The following is a 16833-nucleotide window of genomic DNA, read 5'->3' as shown; positions in this document are numbered from 1 at the left end:
GACATCCAAGGCTCATCCGATGCCGCACACTCGCTGCCTGGACCGCTCATGACGACCTATCTCGAAGCCGAAGTGCTGCCCTCGCGCAACACGGGCGCCATCCGCCTCTACGATGCCGAGGCCTTCGAAGGCATGCGGCGCGCCTGCCAACTCACCGCGCGCTGCCTCGACAGTCTCGCCGAGATCGTGAAGCCCGGCATCACGACCGAGGCGATCGACGCCCATGTCCTGCACTTCGGCCTGTCCAACGGCGCCCTTCCCGCGACGCTGAACTATCGCGGCTACATGAAGAGCGTCTGCACCTCGATCAACCATGTCGTCTGCCACGGCATCCCGAACGACAAGCCGCTGCGCGACGGCGACATCGTCAACATCGACGTGACGCTGATCGTCGACGGCTATCATGGCGACGCCTCGCGCATGTATCCCGTGGGCAAGGTGAAGCGTGCGGGCGAGCGGCTCTGCGAAGTCACCTACCGCTCCCTGATGCTCGGCATCGCGGCGACCAAGCCCGGCGGGCACATGGGCGACATCGGCGCCGCCATCCAGGACTATGCCGAAGGCGAACGCTGCTCGGTCGTGCGCGACTTCTGCGGCCACGGCGTCGGGCGGCTCTTCCACGACGCGCCGAACGTCCTGCACTACGGCCGCCGCGGCGACGGAGCGGAAATCCGCCCCGGCATGATCTTCACCATCGAGCCGATGATCAATCTCGGGCGGCCCCATGTGAAGGTCCTGCCGGACGGCTGGACCGCCGTCACGCGGGACCGCACGCTCTCGGCCCAGTACGAGCACACGGTCGGCATCACCGAGACGGGCTGCGAAATCTTCACCCTCTCCCCGGCCGGCCTGGAAACGCCCGGCCTTTCCATCGACCCCGCCACGCTGCCGACGCTCTGAGCGCCATGGATTCGGCCGACGAGGACCTCGAGCGCCCCGCCGGCCTCTTCGAGTCCGCCGCGCCTGCGCCGCGCGGCGCGAAAGCCGAGGCCAAGCCCGAGCGGCACCACGACGGCCATCGCGACCGGCTGCGCGAGCGTTTCTCGGAAGCCGGCCCGACGGCGCTCGCCGATTACGAGCTTCTGGAGCTCGTCCTTTTCCGCACGATCCCCCGCCGCGACGTGAAGCCGATCGCCAAGGGCCTGATGAAGCGCTTCGGCTCCCTGTCGGAGGTCCTGAACGCGCCACCGGCACGTCTCGTCGAAGTGCCGGGCATGGGAGCGGCCTCCGCGCTCGACCTGTCGATCCTCGCCGCGCTGAACGAGCGGGCGCTCCGCTCCAGCGTCGTGGACCGTGAGATCCTGTCCTCATGGTCGGCCGTCCTCGCCTATTGCAAGGCGGCCATGGCCTACGAGGAGCGAGAGCAGTTCCGCATCCTCTTTCTCGACAAGAAGAACACGCTGATCGCCGACGAGGTCCAGCAGACCGGCACCGTCGACCACACGCCGGTCTATCCGCGCGAGATCGTGCGCCGCGCGCTGGAGCTTTCCGCCACCGCCGTGATCCTCGTCCACAAACATCCGACACCCCCTTTTTCGGTCACGCTCGTTCACTGAAGATAATTGTAAATCACAATGGTATTTCAGTGGTTTAGCTTGTAAAATCGAATAGCCCAGACGGTGGCGGGACTTAGGCACTTTTGAGCCTTACCGACCCCAATTAACGGCACCAAGAGGGGAAACTGTCCCCACCCAAAAACCAACGAATTGACAGCGGTATACCGCTGCGAGGAAGTCCTATGGAAATGATTGAAGTGAAGACGGCCGACCTCATCGGCGCGGCGCTTCGCTACGCTGTTGCAGTGACGGTTGGCTGTGAGGTCCAGCGTATTGAGGAAGGCGACTGGAAGAATGGTGAAGCGCACTGGTGGGAGGCCATAAACCCGCGCTGTGTGACTGCGAAGAGCCGGGGGCTTGTTGGATATATCAAGCCAGGAAGGAAAGGTGTGACGAGCTGCTACGACTACTGCCCTGACGCCGACTGGAAAGAGGGCGGCCCCCTTATCGCGCACTACCAAGTAGCGCTAATTCCCGAAGCGCATGACGGGATGGAAGGGACCGAGATGTCCGAGCGCTGGTATGCGAATGTCTATTACGCTGGAGGTGAGGAGTACACGACGGAGCATTGCGAAACACCGCTGGTAGCCGCCTGCCAAGCTATCGTCGCTACCAAGTTCGGGGATACCGTACTCGTTCCCAGAGAATTGGTTGGCGCGTCGTCATCCGATTGACCACCCTTCCAGCGGCTTGCGCTGGAACATGCCAAGCCGCTGCTACTGCTAGTTTTCTGTGGACAACTTTTCCTTGAAAATTGGCTTTAACCCACTGAATCGGATGCCAAATTCGGTACAGATCCCAATCCACGGCACCATACCGCCCCCAGTGACGAAGCTAAATTATTGAGTCTGTTCAATGATTTAGATTGGGTGATTGACCTCCACAATCATCCGTCGGGCGATCCGACGCCCTCGCGCGCCGATATCGAGATGACGAAGACGATCGTGGAGACGGCCAAGCCCCTCGGCATCGCCGTCCACGACCACATCATCGTCGGCCGCTCCGGCCATGCCAGCCTGAAGGGCCTGCGGCTGATGTGATATCGAGAGTCATTGAAAATGACTCTCGATATTCCGTTTTCGAATGTCTTAAGCCTCCGATACAATTAAGACATTCGAAATTTCTTCAACGGCCGGATGCGCAAGCATCCTCGGCCGTTGGTATGACGTGTCCGCTCGTTCGTCAGTGCAGGTGCCCGAGGTCCCGCACCATGCGCACCTCGCGCGGGCCGATGAGCCCGGCATGCATCACGCGCACGGAGTGGATCGCCGCTTCGACCTCGCGCTCCCAATGGTCGAGAAAGCGCTTCAGCCGGGGATAGTCGGGCGCCAGATCCGCGAACTGCCAGTGGAAGGTCTGGAGGAAGCTCGGATGGTCCGGCATCCGGTAGAGGATCTCGGCCGTGGTCAGCCCGTATCCGCCGAGCATCTTCTGGAAGTCCGGGTCTGCAACTCGCTTTTGCATCGACACGCTCCATCTCGTCGCCGGTGGATTGCCTTGCCGGCTGATCGAATGCTGCGCTTGGTTGGTTAACGAAATCCTAACGGTGTGGAGCGGTTTCGGGCAAGTCGGATCGCTGCCCGTCGAGAGCATCGGGGGCGATAGGGGACGCTGTGATGCCGGCGGGATTTCGGTTCAAGGTCAAGGCGTTCGACAAGGTCGTAGCGGCGCTACGGCCGCAGGCGAAGGCCGACGACATTGGGGCGAAAGAACCCGGCAACATGCGTCCCCGATCGCGCTCGATGCTCTAGTAGTCATCGCTGCTGGAAAGCCCGGCCAGGAAAGCTTTCGCGTCTCGCCGCGCCGCCGCCACCTTCTCGTCCGCCATCCGGTCGAGCGTGGAATAGGGGCGAAACAGCCGGGCATTGCGCGAGAGCTTCTGGCGATTGCGGACCAGAAAGTCCCAATAGAGGTAGTTGAAGGGGCAGGCGCCCTCACCCTGCTTCACCTTCGGCGAATAGGTGCAGGAGCCGCAATAGTCGGACATCTTGTCAATGTAGTTGCCCGAGGCCGCATAGGGCTTGGAGGCGAAGAGCCCGTCATCGGCAAAGAGGATCATGCCGACGACATTGGGCATCTCCACCCATTCGTAGGCGTCGTGATAGACGACCAGGAACCACTCCTGCACCTCCAGCGGATCGAGCCCCGCCAGGAGGCAGAAATTGCCGATCACCATCAGCCGCTGGATGTGATGGGCATAGGCATTGTCCCGCGTCTCGGCGATCGACTGGGCGAGGCAGTTCATCTCCGTCTCGCCCGTCCAGAAGAAGTCCGGCAGCGGCTGGCGGGCGTTCAGCGCATTCCGCGCGCCGTAGGACGGCATCTCGCGCCAGTAGATGCCCCGCACGAACTCGCGCCAGCCGATGATCTGGCGCACGAAGCCCTCGACCGCGTTGATCGGCGCGGACCCGTCGAGATAGGCCGCTTCCGCGCGCTCGCAGCATTCGCGAGGGCCGAGCAGACCGCAATTGATGAGCGCGGAAAGATGCGAGTGGAAGAGCAGCGGCTCGCCCTGCCGCATCGCGTCCTGATAGGTGCCGAAGTTCGGCAGCGCATCCTCGACGAACCAGCCGAGATAGGCGAGCGCGTCTACCCGCGTGACCGGATAGGCGAAGTCGTCGAGACTGCCGAAATGATTGCCGAACCGGCGGGCGACGAGGTCCAGAACCTCCAGGCTGATCGCGTCCGGTTCGAAATCCGGCCGTTCGGGAGCCTCGATCGTCTTCGGCAGCGAGGCGCGGTTCTCGGTGTCGAAGTTCCAGCGGCCCTCGACGGGCTTGTCGCCCTCCATGAGGAAGCCCGTCCGCCGCCGCATCTCGCGATAGAAGAACTCCATCCGGAGCCCCTTCTGCGCATCGGCCCAGGCGGCGAAGGCCTCGTGGTCACAGAGGAAGCGCCCGTCGGGGCGGATCTCGACGGGAAGGCCGAACGTCGCCTCCCAGCCCCGCATCATCTCCGCGACGCGCCATTCGCCGGGCTCTGTCGCGACGATCCGTTTCGGCCGGTGCCGCGCTATGGCGCGCTCCACCTCGCCCGTGAACGAACCGGCATTGTCGGGATCGTCGAGCCGCACGTAATCGACACGAACACCCCGCGCCTTCAGATCGTCCGCGAAATGCCGCATGGCGGAGAAGAGGAAGGCGATCTTGCGCTTGTGGTGGCGCACATAGGTCGCCTCCTCCCAGACCTCCGCCAGCAGGACGACATCCCCGGCGCCGAGACCTTCCAGCGCCGACAGATCGTCCGACAGCTGGTCGCCGAGAACGAGGCGGATCGATCGCGCCGTCAGCTTCGCACCACGCGAAGCGTCGAGCGCCCGCCGTCGATTGCGATGACCTGACCGGTGATCCAGGTGCCGCCGGCCAGAAGCAGCTCGGCCATGGCGGCCATGTCGTCGGCCTCGCCGAGGCGCGGGATCGGGTGCATCTTGGCGACGGCCTCGGCCATCCGTTCGTTGCCGGCGACCTTCTGGCCAAGCGGCGTCTCGGTCAGCGACGGGGCGATGGCGTTGACGCGGATCGCCGGCGCGAACTCCGCCGCCAGCGAGCGAACCAGCCCGACCACGGCGCCCTTCGCCATCGCGATCGACGCGTGGGCCGCAAAGCCCTGGTCCACCGCGACGGTCGAGAAGAGCACGACGCTCGCCCCCGCCTCGGCTGCCTTCAGCGCCGGCAAGGCTGCCTGAACCGTTTTGGCAGCTCCGAGCGCGTTGATCCTGAAATCGTGCAGGAAGTCATCGTCCTTCAAACGCTCGAACGGCTTCAGCGTGATCGTGCCGACCGCATAGAGCAAGCCGTCCAGCCGATCGCCCGACGCCTCGGCGACGGCCTCTGTGAACCCGCCCGAGAGGACATCCGCGACGACCGCCTCGGCCCCGATCTCCTCGGCCAGCACCTCGACGGCGCCCGCATCCCGCCCCGTGAGAACGAGGTCGTGCCCCGCCTTCGCCAGCCGTCGCGCCGTCGCCTCGCCGATGCCGCCGACCGCCCCGAGTACCAGATACCGTCCCATGCCACCTCCCGCGTCCGTTCCCGCGCCAGATGCGTGCCTGGGGCCGAACATCAAGTGCGACGGGACGGCGCGGTGCCTCGCCTTTCCGAGGGAAAAGCCGACATGGATCGGAAAAGGAGAATCCCATGCGCCGAAAGGGCGACCTGCCGGTCAAGACCTGCGTCCAGTGCGGCCGGCCCATGGTCTGGCGCAAGAAATGGGAGAAGACCTGGGAAGAGGTCAAATTCTGCTCGGACCGCTGCCGGAACGAGTCGAAGACGCGGAAGCCAGTAACCAAAACCGTTTCCGACCAGTGACATGGCGAAGTCTTCTGATCCGATTTACGAGGTCAGCACGCCACCCGCCTGCTCCACCGCCTCCCGCGTATCGACATCGACACCCGCGGCCTTGCCGAGTTCGACCTCGCGGACGGCTTCGCCATGGCGGGTGATCAGCAGCTTCGCTCCAACGTCGCCTCTCAGGGCATCGATCTCTGCGGCATAGGCGGCCGACAGGACGACCGGATTGGCCCGCCGTCCCCCATCCGTCGCGATGACGATCGAACCCTGTCCCTCCGGCTTGAAGGCCTTGACCAGTCGATCGAGATCCGACGGCCGCAGCAGCGGCTGGTCGGCGAGCATGACAAGGACCCCGTCCGGCGGCCTCGGCCCCGCCAGCGCGGCGCGAAAGCCGGCACGCAGCGAGGTCGAGAGCCCCTCGGCGAAGTCCGCGTTCTCGACCAGCGTCACGTCGAGCCCCGCCAGCTCCGTCGCGACCTCCGCGCCGCGATGGCCGAGGACGACGTGGACGCGGCGGGCCCCGCTCGCCAGCGCCGTCTCCGCGGATCGGCGGATCAGCGCCGTTCCGTCGAAGCGGGCCAGCAGCTTGTGCGCCCCCTCCATGCGGCTGGACCGCCCGGCCGCCAGGATCACCGCGTCGATCACTCCAGGCGTAGCGGCCGCCACGCGGGGCGCCGGACGGGTCGCGATCTCCATCAGAAGCCCGCCGACCCCCATGCCCCTGATATCCTCGCCCGCCACATCCAGATCGCAGAGCAACCGGCTGAGAACCCAATCGAAACCGTTCTCCTTGATGCTCCGCGCGCAGCCCGGCGCGCCGATCAGGGGGCGCCCCTTCCGTTCCGCCAGCAACAGGAGATTTCCGGGATCGACCGGCATGCCGAGATGGAGAACCCGCCCGCCAGCCGCCTCGACGGCAGCGGGGATCACGTCCTCCGCGTCGATCACGGCGGAGGCGCCGAAGACAACCGTCAGGTCGCAGTCCGGCAGCGCTTCCAGCGCCTCCGCCAGATCGGCGCTTCGATGCGGGCAGCGGCTCTCGCCGACGATCGTAGAGCCGGACGTCGCCAGCCGCGCCTCCAGCACCCCCCGCGTCTTGTCCAGAACGGTCTTCTTGACGCCCGGCAGTTCCGTCTGCACCAGCGCCACGCGCTGCGCTCGATAGGGCGCGACGCGGAAGGCCGGTCCCTTCGCGAGAAGCCCGAGCGCGGCCTCCACCGAGGCGCCGGGCACGGCAAGCGGTATGATCTTTACCGTGGCGACCATCCGGCCGCTCTCGACCGGCGCGAAGGCGGCCAGCGTCGCCAGCGTGATGCCGGGATCGAGGGCGTTCAGCGCATCGACGAGCCGCCGGTCCGGCACGAAGAGCCCGGCCGCATCGGCGAAGAAGTTCACACGTCCCGTCCCGGCCGGCCCGGCCTCGACATGAGACCCTCCCGCCGCCGCCAGCCGTTCGGCCGCCTCGTCCTCTGTGAAATCGCCGGGTTCGAGCACGGCCGCCACGACCTCGCTTAGCCCCGCCGCTTTCAGGCGCGCCACGTCGCCCGCCGAAAGCCTCATCCCCTTCGGCAGGCGCCCGTCCGGCAGCTTGGCGGCATGCGCGAGAATGGCCCCTTCCGCCAAGTCGAGCGGGACGGGCCCGAACCTCACGATGCCGCGCCGAAGGGCCGGCGCCGAAGCGCGCGAATGATCGAGCCGAGAACGGCAACGGCGATCTCCGCCGGCGAGACCGCGCCGATATCGAGCCCGATCGGCGCCTCGATGCGGGAAAGCTGGTCCTGCGAAGCCCCGGCTTCGGCGAGTCGCTCCAGCCGCTTGGAATGGGTCTTCCGGCTACCGAGAGCCCCGACATAGAAGCAGCCGGCGTCGAGCGCGGCCTTCAGCGGCATGTCGTCGATCTTCGGGTCGTGCGTCACCGCGACCAGAGCCGTATAGGCATCGAGCGGACGGGCCTTCAGCGCATCCTCCGGCCAGTCGGCGTGGAGCGGGACGCCCGGAAAGCGCTCGGGCGTCGCGAAGGCCGTGCGCGGATCGACGATCTCGACGTCGAGCCCCGCCAGACGCGCCATCGGCGCGAGAGCCTGGCCGATATGGACGGCGCCGATGACGACGACGCGCGCCGGCGGCACCTCGACATTGAGGAACAGCTCCGTCTCGCGGACCGTCAGCAGACCCGACTTTCCCGCCCGGAGCGCCCGCCCGATCTCCTCGGCCAGCGGATCGCCAGGGGCCTCCGCCTCGCGCACGATCCGGCTCGTCCCGGCGCGAATATCCGTCACCTGCACCACCGCGCGCCGCGCCGCGCGCTCGGCATTCAGGGCTTTTAGAAGATCGATCCGCATCAGATGCTTGCCTCGATCGGCTCGACATAGACTCGAATGCGACCGCCGCAGGAGAGCCCGACGCGCCAGGCCGTCTCGTCGGCGACGCCGAATTCCAGCATCCGAGGCGCACCCGCCTCGATCGCCTCGATCGCCTCCGTCACGACCGCACCCTCGACGCATCCCCCCGACACCGAGCCTTCGAAACGGCCCTCCTCGTCGATGACGAGCCGGCTGCCGGCCGGCCGGGGCGCCGAGCCCCAGGTCTCCACGACGGTGGCCAGCGCCAGCCGCCGCCCTTCGCCGGCCCAGGCTTCGGCAGTGGCGAGAACGTCGAGATCGATGGAGGATGGTTCGGACATGGGTTGTCTCCCGGTATCAGGCGGCGAGCGCCGAGTCGGCGGCCGCGATCCAGCGGCGCGGGTCCGTTTCCGGCCCGCCCGTCTCGGACAAGGCGGCGCAGAGATCCGCCATCGCCTCCAGCGAGTGGACGGAGCGGAACTCGTCGACATGGGGCAGCATGGCGCGCACGCCGCGCGCCCGTGCGGAAAAGCCGTCGAAGCGCAGCAGCGGGTTCAGCCAGATCAGGCGCCGACAGCTCTTCTTCAGCCGCTCCATCTCCACCTCCAGCTCGGCGATCGAGTCGCGCTCCAGCCCGTCCGTGATGAGCAGCACGACCGCTCCTTGCGTCAGCACCCGGCGCGACCAAGCCTTGTTGAAGCCGTGCAGCGCCTCGCCGATGCGCGTGCCGCCCGACCAGTCCTTCACCGCCCCCGCGCAGTCGGCCAGCGCATCGTCGGGGTCGCGATGGCGCATCTGGCGCGTGACGTTGGTGAGGCGCGTGCCGAAGAGAAACGTGTGCACATGCCGGCGCTTCTCGGTCAGAGCGTGGAGGAAGTGCAGGAAGATGCGCGTGTACTGGCTCATCGAGCCGGAAATGTCGGCGATGACGACGAGCGGCGGATGCACCTGCCGGCGCGAGCGGTATTTCGGCAGGATCAACGCGCCGCCGGTCTTCATGGAGGCCTGCATCATTCGCCGGGGATCGATGCGCTCGCCGCGCGGATCGGAGCGGTAGCGTCTCGTGCGCACGAAGTCGGCGGGCAGGCGCAGCGAAGCGATGGCTCGCTTGGCCAGCTCGATCTCGGAGGCCGACATCTGCGCGAAATCCTTGGCCCGCAGCACCTCCGCCTCGGACACGGTAAGGCTCGCGTCGATCTCGATTTCGGGCCGCTTCTGCTCGGTCTCCCGCCGCTTGGCGCCTTCGAAAAGAGCGTCGGCGACGCGGCTCTCGCCGGCCTTCTTCTTCTCCGGCATCACGTCTCGGCCGGGCGCGGTCGGCGAGAACATGGCGATCATCTTCTCGATCAGCTCGCGCGAACGCCAGAAGAGCCGGAAGGCCTCGTCGAAGACCGCATCGTCCTCCCGCCGCGTGACGAGCACGCAGTGGAGCGTCCAGTAGAAATCGTCGCGCGACCCGATCCCGGCCGCCTTCACCGCGGCGATCGCGTCGAGCGTCGCGGCCGGGCCGAGCTTCAGCCCGGCCTTGCGCAGCGTGCGCGCGAAATAAGCGATGTTGTCGGCCAGCCGCCCGTCCGGCTCGGCCCGCGCTGGAAGGTCCCCGTCCACGAGCCGCCTCAGCCCGCCGCCTGCAGGCCCCGCCGGACCTCGGCCTGAACCTCCGCCAGGATCGCGCGCCCCTCGCCCTTCTCCATGCGGGCGATGTCGTCCTGATATTTCAGGAGCACGCCCAGCGTGTCCGAGACGTGGGCGGGATCGAGCGCGACGGCGTTCAGCTCCGTCAACGCATTCGCCCAGTCGATCGTCTCGGCAACGCCCGGCGCCTTGAAAAGATCGATCCGCCGCAGACGCTGCACGAAGGCGACGAGTTCGGCCGCAAGCTCCGCATTGGCGCGTGGCGCCTTGCGGCGCACGATCTGAAGCTCGCGGTCGGAGGCGGGGTAGTCGACCCAGTGGTAGAGGCAGCGGCGCTTCAGCGCGTCGTGAATCTCGCGCGTGCGGTTGGTCGTGATGATGACGATCGGCGGCTCGGCCGCGCGGATCGTGCCCAGCTCGGGAATGGTCACCTGATTGTCCGAGAGGACCTCCAGAAGGAACGCCTCGAACGCCTCGTCGGTCCGGTCGAGTTCGTCGATCAGGAGCACGGGCGCCCGGCCCGGCGCGCCCTCCAGCGCCTGGAGGATGGGACGGCGGATCAGGAAGCGTTCCGAGAAGATCTCGGAGCGCATCGCGTCCTTGGCCGTATCGCCGGAGGCCTCGCGCATGCGGATCTCGATCATCTGCGCGGCATAGTTCCACTCGTAGAGCGCGGAGGAGACGTCGAGCCCCTCGTAACACTGGAGGCGGATCAGCGGCCGGTCGAGCGCGGCGGCCAGAACCTTGGCGATCTCCGTCTTGCCCACCCCGGCCTCGCCTTCGAGGAACAGGGGCCGGCCCATGCGCAGGGCGAGAAAGAGCACGGTCGCGAGCGATCGGTCGGCGACGTAGTTTTCCGAATCGAGCAGAGCCTGCGTGGCGTCGATCGAATCGGGAAGGGCATGTCTGTCGGCCAAGGCGTCGGCTCCCTCGCGTCGCGGCCGGTCTGTGCCGGCTCGGCCTCCCGAATATGAGCCGCCGCGCCCGATCCGCAAGCCGTCCTTCGGAAAGCCGATGCGATCAGACGTGGCGATACTGCCGCGCGTGATAGACCAGCGCCTCGTCCGGCATGCCCATCGAGACGGCGACGACCTCGCCGATGAGGACATGGTGCGTCGCGACGACGCGGGCTTCGATCAGGCGGCAGTCGAAGGTGACGAGCCCGTTCACCAGCGCCGGCGCGCCGGTTTCGAGCCGGGTCCACTCGGCCGCGCCGAAGCGCTGCTCCGGCGTCAGGTCGCCCTCGCCGGAAAAGCGCCGCGCGACCATCTCGTGCCGACGGCCGAGAACGTTGACCGCGAAGCAGCGATTGCCGTCGAACCGCGTGTTCGCCGCGTTGGAGGCGTTGAGGCAGACGAGCAGCGTGGCGGGACTGTCGGAAACGGAGACGACCGAGGTCGCGGTCACGCCGCGCCGGCCGGCCGGGCCGTCGGTCGCGACGAGATGCACGGCGCTCGCGAACCGGCTCATGGCGTCGCGGAAGAGCAGCGGCTCGATCGTGGGTTTGCTCAGCACGGGCGGCCTCTGTTTGCGACGCGACATGTGTCTCGCCCCGTCACATAGGGCGAGCCCCGGCGATTCGCGACGGCCTTCCTCATTCGGGGTCGCCGTCGAGGTTCGGATAGTGGCGAAAGATGCCGTCCTCGTTGAAGGCGATCCGCCGCTCGGAGGCGAAATAGGCCGCGATCCTCGGCCGCTCCCGCACCGTTTCGCGAAGAGCGGCGAGCCGCGGATAACGGTCCGCGACATCGGCGCTGGCGCGTGGGAAAGCGTAGGCCAGCCCCTCCAGAACCTGGAAGAGCGAGAGATCGACCGTCGAGAGCTCGGCGCCCACGGCGTGGCCGCCACCAGCCGCGTTGCGGGCAAGCACCGCTTCGAAATAGCCGAGATATTTCGGCATCCGGTTGGCGCGAAAATCCGCAGCGCGCGCCTCGGCCGCCTCGATCTGGTCCTCGTAGTAGAGGCTCGTCGCGATCGGATGGTGCGTGTCGTGCACCTCGGCCACGAGGTCCGTGATCGTCAGTTGCAGCCCGTGTGCGATGGTCCGAAGGCGCGGATCGCTCGGTAGGAGCCCGTGCCGCTCGCCGAGATGGAGAAGGATGTTGGCGACCTGCCAGACGAGCCGCTCGCCGTCCTCCAGGATCGGCGGTGCGAAGGGCAGCGCGGCGCCCGCTCCCCCTTCGAGCAGCGCGAACATCGCAGGCAAGCCGAGGCCGTCCGCCTCCTTGCCGCGCGCTACATCGAGATAGTCGGCGCCCGCCTCCTCCAGCGCCAGCCGCACGAATTCGCCGCGCCCTTGGATGTCGGGCCAGTAGTAAAGTCGATAGGTCATGGCTGCCTTTCCATCGCGCGCAGGCCGAAGCGACGACCGCCCGTCTCGAATTCGCGATGAATTGGCGCTAGCCTCGCCGGATGGCAACCAGAACCCGTCTCGCGCTCGCCGCGCTTCTCCTCGCCGGCATGCTTCCCGGCCTCCCCGCCGCCCGGGCGGCGGAGCGCGTGATCGCCGTCGCGGCGCCGATGTCCGGCCCCTCCGCTCGGCTCGGGCAGCAGATGCTGGCCGGCGGCCGGCAGGCCGTCTCCGGGCGGCAGGACCTGCGGCTGGTGGAGGCCGACACCGCCTGCACGGCGGAGGGCGGGCGCGCCGCCGCCAGCCGCTTCGTCGCCGAGAAGGCGGCTGTTGTCACCGGCTTTCTCTGCACGCAGGCGCTGGAGGCCGCGCTCCCGATCCTGACGGCAGCGCAGATCCCGGTGATCACGTCGGGCGTGCGGGCCTTGCGCTTCACCGACCGGCGCGCCCGGACGGGCGCCCTCCTCTTCCGCATCGCCCCCCGCGCCGATGCGCCGGCCGAGGCCATGGCACGGGCGATCACCGAGCGCTGGCGGGACGTGCCCTTCGCTCTCGTCGACGACGGCACGGTCGAAGGCAGAGGCCTTGCCGACGCCATCCGCATCCGGCTGGAAGCGACCGGCCTCAAGCCCGCTTTGATCGACACGTTCCGCCCGGCCGACGACAGGCAGTTCGGTCCGGTCCGGCGGGTCGCGGCCAGCGGCGTCTCGCGGCTTCTCATCGCCGGCGACCGACCGGACGTCGCGATCATCGCGCGCGACGCGGCGGCGAGCGGCCTGTCGCTCGAGATCATGGGCGGAGAAACCCTTCTCGACGAGGCCGGCGGCGTGCCCCTGCCGGCCGGCACGCTCGCCGTCGCGCCGCTCTGGCGCTTTTCCGCCGCGCCCGGCGAGGCCGATCCGGAGGCGCCCGAGACACGCGAGGGCTATTTCGGCCCCTCGCTCGCTGCGACCGAGATCGCCGTCGAGGCCCTTGCCGAGGCCGAACGCAGCGGCAAGCCTCTGGCGGACGTGCTGGGCACCACGCGCTTCTCCACCTCGCTCGGCCCCGTCCGCTTCGACGCCAAGGGCGACTCCAGCCTGGACCTCTTCCGCGTCCATCGGTTCGACGGCACGGACTTCGTGCCCGAAGCCGGCGGCTGAGCATGGCGCCCTGGACGCCCGGCCCGCGCAATGGCCTGACCGACGTCGCCGGCCTTCTCGTCGGGCAGGCCGAGGATCAGCGGCTCGCGAGCGGCACGACCGTCGTCCTCTGCGAGGAGCCGGCCACCGCCGCCGTGCACGTTTCCGGCGGCGCGCCCGGCTCGCGGGAGACCGATCTCCTCGCGCCGGAGGCGACCGTTCAGGCGGTCGATGCGCTCGTCCTCTCCGGCGGTTCCGCCTTCGGCCTCGATGCCGCCGCCGGCGTCCAGGCCTTCCTGCGCGAGAAAGGCCGCGGCTTTCAGGTCGGCCCGCATCGCGTGCCCATCGTGCCCGCCGCGATCCTCTTCGATCTCAGCGCAGGCGGCGGCGAAAGCTGGGAACGCTATCCCCCCTATCGCGATCTCGGCTATGCGGCGGCCGGCACCGCCTCGCTCGACTTCGCCCTCGGCACCCATGGCGCCGGCACCGGCGCTTCCACGGTCGGCGTCAAGGGCGGCATCGGCTCGGCATCGGTGGTGCTCGCGAGCGGCATCACCGTCGCGGCCCTCGTCGCCGTTAACGCGCTGGGCAGCCCGCTCGTCGGCGGCACGCGCCACTTCTGGGCCGCCCCCTTCGAGATCGGCGGGGAGTTCGGCGGCCTCGGCCTCCCCCATCCCTGGCCGGCCGATGCGGTGCTGCCCCGCACCAAGGCCGGCCCCGCCGCGCGGGCGAACACCACGATCGCCGTCCTCGCCACCGACGCCGTGCTCGACAAGGCCGGCGCCAAGCGCCTCGCGGTCGCGGCCCATGACGGCTTCGCCCGCGCGCTCTGGCCCGCCCACACCGACTACGACGGCGACCTCGTCTTCGCCCTCGCCACCGGCCGCGCCAAACGGACTCCCACTGGCCCCGACCGTATCGAAATGGGCGCGGCCGCAGCCGCCGTCATGGCCCGGGCTATCGCGCGCGGCGTCTTTTCCGCGACTTCGATGGCGGGCGACCGCGTTCCCGCCTGGTCGGCGCTCTGAAGCCGCTCGACCGGCCGGATCACGACTTGCGAGGAATCGAACCGGGCCTCATCGGCGCGCCTGCCGTTGAGGCGGTGGATGCGCTCTGTTATGTCGCGGGCATCCGTCGTTTCCCTCCGAAAGCTCCGCCGATGATCCCGCGCTATTCCCGCCCCGAAATGGTGGCCGTCTGGTCGCAGGAGCAGAAGTTCCGCATCTGGTTCGAGATCGAGGCCCATGCCTGCGAGGCGCTGGCCGAACTCGGCGTCATCCCGAAGGAAGCGGCGAAGACGATCTGGGAAAAGGGCAATGCCGCGACCTTCGACGTCGAGAAGATCGACGAGATCGAGCGCGTCACCAAGCACGACGTCATCGCCTTCCTGACGCATCTCGCCGAGTTCATCGGCCCCGACTCGCGCTTCGTCCACCAGGGCATGACCTCGTCCGACGTGCTCGACACCTGCTTTTCCGTCCAGCTCGCCAAGGCGTCCGACCTCCTCCTCGCCGATCTCGACGCGCTGCTCGCGGCGCTGGAGAAGCGCGCCTTCGAGCACAAGGACACGGTCACGATCGGCCGCTCGCACGGCATCCATGCCGAGCCCGTCACCTTCGGCATCAAGCTCGCCTTCGCCCATGCCGAGTTCCAGCGCTGCCGCGAGCGCCTCGTCGCCGCGCGCGCGGAAATCGCGACCTGCGCCATTTCCGGCGCGGTCGGCACCTTCGCCAATATCGACCCTTACGTGGAGGAGCATGTCGCCAAGGCGCTCGGCCTGACGCCGGAGCCCGTCTCGACGCAGGTCATCCCCCGCGACCGGCATGCCATGTACTTCGCGACCCTCGGCGTCATCGCCTCCTGCGTGGAGCGGCTGGCGATCGAGATCCGCCATCTCCAGCGCACGGAAGTGCTGGAGGCGGAAGAGTATTTCGCGCCGGGGCAGAAGGGCTCCTCGGCCATGCCGCACAAGCGCAATCCGGTGCTGACGGAGAACCTCACCGGTCTTGCCCGCATGGTCCGCTCCTATGCCATGCCCGCCATGGAGAACGTCGCCCTCTGGCACGAGCGCGACATCTCGCATTCCTCGGTCGAGCGCTATGTCGGCCCGGACGCGACGATCACGCTCGATTTCGCCCTGGCCCGCCTGACGAACGTCGTGGACAAGCTTCTCGTCTATCCCGCCCGCATGTCCGGCAACATGGATCGCCTGGGCGGCCTCGTGCACTCCCAGCGCATTCTCCTCGCCCTGACCCAGAAGGGCGCCAGCCGCGACGACGCCTATCGCCTCGTCCAGCGCAACGCGATGAAGGTCTGGGACAGCTATCAGGTGAACGGCGCGTCGGAGGTGGACTTCCTCGACCAGCTCCTCGCCGACAAGGAGGTCACGGCCTACCTGCCGGAAGCCGAAATCCGCGAGAAGTTCGACCTCGGCTACCACACCAAGCATGTCGACACGATCTTCCGCCGCGTGTTCGGCCGCAGCTGAGCCGGATCGGGTGGGCGCCTGCGGTGAAAAGGGCGCCGCGCTGCCGAAAGGCAGCGGGAAAGCCCGACCTCACCACCTTCGTCATTCTCGGGCCCCGGCCCGAGAATCCAGAACGTGCCGCACGAGCCTCATGGGAGGCCCCTGGATTCTCGGGACGGGGCCCGAGAATGACGGCGATGAGCGGTCTCCGGTTCCGAACCTCCGTACCACCCGATGCCGGGTCTACGCCGACCCGTTCAGGTTGATGTCGATCTTCAGCATCTGATGATCTGAAAACGGCTGGTCGATCACGTCGATGCTCGCCCGTTCTTGGAGGCTCGGCGAGAGAAGGCAGCTGTCGAGATTGGCGCGGTAGGGCCCGAACCGGAAGGTCGGGCCGCTCGCGCTGTTGGCATGGTAGAGATTGCCGCGCCGGAGCAGCGGCGCCAGTTCCGAGGCGCCCTTGAACAGGTTGAAGTCGCCGACGAGCATGGTCGGCACGTCCCGCTCGTCGATCCAGCCCGCCATCTGCTCGAACTGCCGCGCCCGCACGCCGGCCCGCAGCGAGCAGTGGACGACCATGACGCGCAGTCCCTGGATCTCGATGTCGTAGACGAGCCGCTTCGTTCCGTCGTCGAGATAGCGCGCGGTGCAGGCCACCGGCTGGCTCGCCAGGAAGGCATTGGACTTGCCCTTCGAGACCGACAGCCGACCGAATTTCGGCGTCGCGGAATATTTGTTGTCGATCCGGGCAAACTGGTGGTGCTCCTCGCGCAGCACGGGCAGCTGGTCGAGAAAGCCGTTGGTCAGCGAGCCCTGGTCGATCTCGACGAAACAGGAGAGGTCCGGCTTCAGCGCGCGCAGCTTCTCCTTCACGAAACCGAGGCTTCGCATCTGCGCGGCTTTCGGCGTGAAGACATGGTGATGGGCGCGGCGCAGATGATGACCGATCGAGCCGTTGATTTCCCGGGAGTAGCCGAGATTCGCGTAGACGATGCGCAGCATCGCGATCCTTGCCTGATGATCCGTGGGGACGGCGGGCGGTTCCAAGCCGGAAGCCCTGTCCTATGCCA

General features: G+C 67.8%; 18 protein-coding genes and 1 pseudogene. 8 read left to right on the top strand and 11 right to left on the bottom strand.

The features are described 5' to 3' along the window. Nucleotides 1–48: 48 nt before the first annotated feature. From map to ASG62_RS25815, 4 genes and pseudogenes are all read left to right on the top strand, one after another. The gene (gene map, locus ASG62_RS17075) at nt 49–900 is read left to right on the top strand and encodes a type I methionyl aminopeptidase (protein WP_056693645.1); all 852 of its coding nucleotides are present in this window, start codon (nt 49–51) and stop codon (nt 898–900) included. Between the two features lie 5 nt (nt 901–905). After that, a complete protein-coding gene (locus tag ASG62_RS17070; protein WP_056693642.1) occupies nt 906–1556 on the top strand; it encodes a JAB domain-containing protein in 651 nt (216 codons plus the stop codon). Nucleotides 1557–1738: 182 nt separating this feature from the next. Then, nucleotides 1739–2230, top strand: coding sequence for a phage protein NinX family protein (locus ASG62_RS25820; RefSeq protein ID WP_200944662.1), 492 nt, complete (start codon nt 1739–1741; stop codon nt 2228–2230). 195 nt (nt 2231–2425) lie between these two features. Further along, nucleotides 2426–2596, top strand: a pseudogene (locus ASG62_RS25815) (JAB domain-containing protein); the annotation flags it as partial. A 142-nt stretch (nt 2597–2738) separates the two neighbouring features. Here the strand turns inward: ASG62_RS25815 and ASG62_RS17060 are convergent. From ASG62_RS17060 to ASG62_RS17050, 3 genes are all read right to left on the bottom strand, one after another. Next, nucleotides 2739–3020 (bottom strand): usg protein, encoded by a 282-nt coding sequence (locus ASG62_RS17060; RefSeq protein ID WP_056693640.1) that lies wholly within the window; start codon nt 3018–3020, stop codon nt 2739–2741. Between the two features lie 283 nt (nt 3021–3303). Beyond that, nucleotides 3304–4845, bottom strand: a complete 1542-nt coding sequence (locus ASG62_RS17055) for a cryptochrome/photolyase family protein (RefSeq protein WP_056693636.1) — start codon at nt 4843–4845, stop codon at nt 3304–3306. Then, nucleotides 4842–5567, bottom strand: coding sequence for an SDR family NAD(P)-dependent oxidoreductase (locus ASG62_RS17050; protein ID WP_056693632.1), 726 nt, complete (start codon nt 5565–5567; stop codon nt 4842–4844). Before ASG62_RS17050 ends, ASG62_RS17055 begins: the two co-directional genes overlap by 4 nt. Before the next feature lie 125 nt (nt 5568–5692). Here ASG62_RS17050 and ASG62_RS25810 point away from each other — a divergent pair, with 125 nt between their 5' ends. Next, entirely contained in the window at nt 5693–5863 is a 171-nt protein-coding gene (locus ASG62_RS25810) for a DUF2256 domain-containing protein (protein WP_082537134.1), read from the top strand. A 24-nt stretch (nt 5864–5887) separates the two neighbouring features. On the opposite strand, the gene ASG62_RS17045 is transcribed toward ASG62_RS25810, so the two are convergent. The 7 genes from ASG62_RS17045 to ASG62_RS17015 form a co-directional block, all read right to left on the bottom strand. Then, nucleotides 5888–7495, bottom strand: a complete 1608-nt coding sequence (locus ASG62_RS17045; RefSeq protein WP_056693628.1) for an NTP transferase domain-containing protein — start codon at nt 7493–7495, stop codon at nt 5888–5890. Continuing rightward, nucleotides 7492–8187, bottom strand: a complete 696-nt coding sequence (locus ASG62_RS17040) for an XdhC family protein (protein WP_056693625.1) — start codon at nt 8185–8187, stop codon at nt 7492–7494. The genes ASG62_RS17045 and ASG62_RS17040 overlap by 4 nt, the downstream gene beginning before the upstream one ends. Next, nucleotides 8187–8528, bottom strand: coding sequence for an XdhC family protein (locus ASG62_RS17035; protein ID WP_056693621.1), 342 nt, complete (start codon nt 8526–8528; stop codon nt 8187–8189). The genes ASG62_RS17040 and ASG62_RS17035 overlap by 1 nt, the downstream gene beginning before the upstream one ends. Nucleotides 8529–8544: 16 nt before the next feature. Continuing rightward, entirely contained in the window at nt 8545–9795 is a 1251-nt protein-coding gene (locus ASG62_RS17030) for a vWA domain-containing protein (RefSeq protein WP_056693618.1), read from the bottom strand. Nucleotides 9796–9803: 8 nt separating this feature from the next. Next, entirely contained in the window at nt 9804–10739 is a 936-nt protein-coding gene (locus tag ASG62_RS17025; protein ID WP_056693613.1) for an AAA family ATPase, read from the bottom strand. A 103-nt stretch (nt 10740–10842) separates the two neighbouring features. Then, nucleotides 10843–11337 (bottom strand): flavin reductase family protein, encoded by a 495-nt coding sequence (locus tag ASG62_RS17020; RefSeq protein WP_244487541.1) that lies wholly within the window; start codon nt 11335–11337, stop codon nt 10843–10845. Between the two features lie 79 nt (nt 11338–11416). Continuing rightward, entirely contained in the window at nt 11417–12154 is a 738-nt protein-coding gene (locus tag ASG62_RS17015; protein ID WP_056693611.1) for a glutathione S-transferase family protein, read from the bottom strand. An 80-nt stretch (nt 12155–12234) separates the two neighbouring features. Between ASG62_RS17015 and ASG62_RS17010 the strand changes: the two genes are divergently transcribed. The 3 genes from ASG62_RS17010 (at nt 12235) to purB (ending at nt 15781) form a co-directional block, all read left to right on the top strand. Beyond that, nucleotides 12235–13314, top strand: coding sequence for a branched-chain amino acid ABC transporter substrate-binding protein (locus ASG62_RS17010; RefSeq protein ID WP_056693609.1), 1080 nt, complete (start codon nt 12235–12237; stop codon nt 13312–13314). 2 nt (nt 13315–13316) lie between these two features. Further along, a complete protein-coding gene (locus ASG62_RS17005; protein WP_056693606.1) occupies nt 13317–14321 on the top strand; it encodes a P1 family peptidase in 1005 nt (334 codons plus the stop codon). A 131-nt stretch (nt 14322–14452) separates the two neighbouring features. Beyond that, nucleotides 14453–15781 (top strand): adenylosuccinate lyase, encoded by a 1329-nt coding sequence (gene purB, locus ASG62_RS17000; RefSeq protein ID WP_056693604.1) that lies wholly within the window; start codon nt 14453–14455, stop codon nt 15779–15781. 222 nt (nt 15782–16003) lie between these two features. Here purB and ASG62_RS16995 read toward each other — a convergent pair whose 3' ends face one another. Further along, nucleotides 16004–16765, bottom strand: coding sequence for an endonuclease/exonuclease/phosphatase family protein (locus ASG62_RS16995; RefSeq protein ID WP_057180522.1), 762 nt, complete (start codon nt 16763–16765; stop codon nt 16004–16006). Between the last annotated feature and the right edge of the window lie 68 nt (nt 16766–16833).

Source organism: Aureimonas sp. Leaf427, assembly GCF_001425485.1.
Lineage (GTDB): Bacteria > Pseudomonadota > Alphaproteobacteria > Rhizobiales > Rhizobiaceae > Plantimonas.
This window is presented reverse-complemented; position numbering and strand designations above follow the sequence as displayed.